This is a genomic window from Stenotrophomonas sp. P5_A9 (assembly GCF_056400525.1).
Genome location: NZ_JBFULC010000142.1, coordinates 1 through 1,706, shown reverse-complemented (window position 1 = coordinate 1,706; position 1,706 = coordinate 1). Strand labels below are relative to the sequence as shown.

The 1,706-nt window shown below is 58.2% G+C and carries 1 protein-coding gene; it reads left to right on the top strand.

Annotation, left to right across the window (positions count from 1 at the left end):
* Positions 1–225 precede the first annotated feature (225 nt).
* A partial coding sequence (locus tag AC1DR7_RS20290) for an ATP-dependent nuclease (RefSeq protein ID WP_478076671.1) occupies positions 226–1,706 on the top strand: 1,481 nt, incomplete at its 3' end.

The window sequence follows — 1,706 nt, the reverse complement described above, 5'->3', positions numbered from 1 at the left end:
GGTTGATGCCGCGCTCTGCGACATATTCTTGGATGTTTGCGGCCATATTGAGTCCATTCTGTCTGTCAATGCTCGAAGAGCGCGAGACCATGTCGTGCCAATCCCTTGCACTCCACCACAGAGGCCTTATCGGCTGTGAGTGGCATTCCTTAAGCGGATCATAGCGTGGCAGAAGATCGTCGCTAGCTATACGATGGCGTGCCCGCAGGGGGCGTCGAACAGGGGATGTTCATGCAGTTGGCAGTCGTTAGGATCAGCAATTTCTGGTCCTTCGGTCCGGACCCGGTTGAAATCAAGCTCGATTCGATGACCTACCTACTTGGACCTAACGGTGCGGGTAAGACAGCCGTGCTGACAGCATTGGCCCGGATGTTTGGCACCACAGGGACCATGCGGACAGTGCTGCCCTCCGACTTCCATGTGGCGATAGGGGAGGCGCCGATTGAAGGCAAAGCCGCCAGCCTATGGATCGAGGCAGACTTCACCTTTCCCGAGGTGAAAGAGGGTAAGGACACTGCTGCGGTTCCAATCTTCTTCTCGCACATGCAGCTGCAAAGTATTGGCGAAGTTCCCGGGGTGCGGATTCGTCTCACTGCGGAGATGGACGAGAGCGGAGAGATCGAGCAACGCTTGGAATACGTGTTGGCCGCCGATCCGGACGGTGTGCCGACCCAGCTCCGTGGCATGCCCAAGCTTGATCGGCAAGCAATTCAGGTTCACTACCTCCCGGCCAGACGCAACCCTGCTGACCACATTGCTTACAGCGCGGCCTCGCTCCTCGGCAGGGCGCTTCGTGCGGCGGATTGGACGACTGAGCGTAGTAAGGCTAACGATCTATCCGAGCAACTCGGTAAAGCAGTCACAGAGAACGCTGGCGTTGAAGCCTTCGGCAGGGCACTTACGGCAGGGTGGGGGAAGCTCCACAAGGGGAAGTTCTTCGCTTCCCCCAGCATTGCTTTTGGCACAGGGGGTCTGGCTGAGGTGTTGAAGCAGGTGAGCGTCCGCTTCTCGCCCGGCCACGAAACGCCATCAGTGGACTTTGAGCGGCTCAGCGACGGCCAGCAGTCAATGCTCTACATCTCGCTGGTGCTGGCTGCTCATGCAGTTGATGTCGCGGCGTTGGCCGACGCAGATACACCCTTTGATCTAGCTCGGCTGAGGCCAGCGGCTTTCACTTTGCTTGCAGTGGAAGAGCCTGAAAACAGCCTCTCGCCCCAGTATCTGGGGCGGGTCACCCAGGCACTTCGAGACCTCAAAGACGAGTCCGGCGGGCAAGCTATTGTAGCCACGCACTCTCCCGCCATGTTGCGCAGAGCTGATCCAGATCACATCCGACATCTCCGGCTTGACGCTGATCGCATTACGCAAGTCAGTGAAATTGTTCTTCCGGATGAGGCAGGGGAAGCGGGAAAATTCGTTCGCCAGGCGGTCATGGCATATCCCGAGGTCTACTTTGCCAAGCTGGTTGTTCTGGGCGAAGGCGATAGCGAAGACATCGTGCTCCATCGCATGCTCAGTGCCATGGGCGTCGAAGCGGATGCGTCCAGTGTCTGCGTGGCGCCGCTTGGAGGGCGTCATGTCAATCACTTCTGGCGCCTGTTATCGAGTTTGCGAATCCCCTACGTCACTCTCCTTGACCTTGACTATGGTCGCTTCGGTGGAGGATGGGGGCGCGTTAAAGTGGCACATGGCTATCTGCGCAAGTG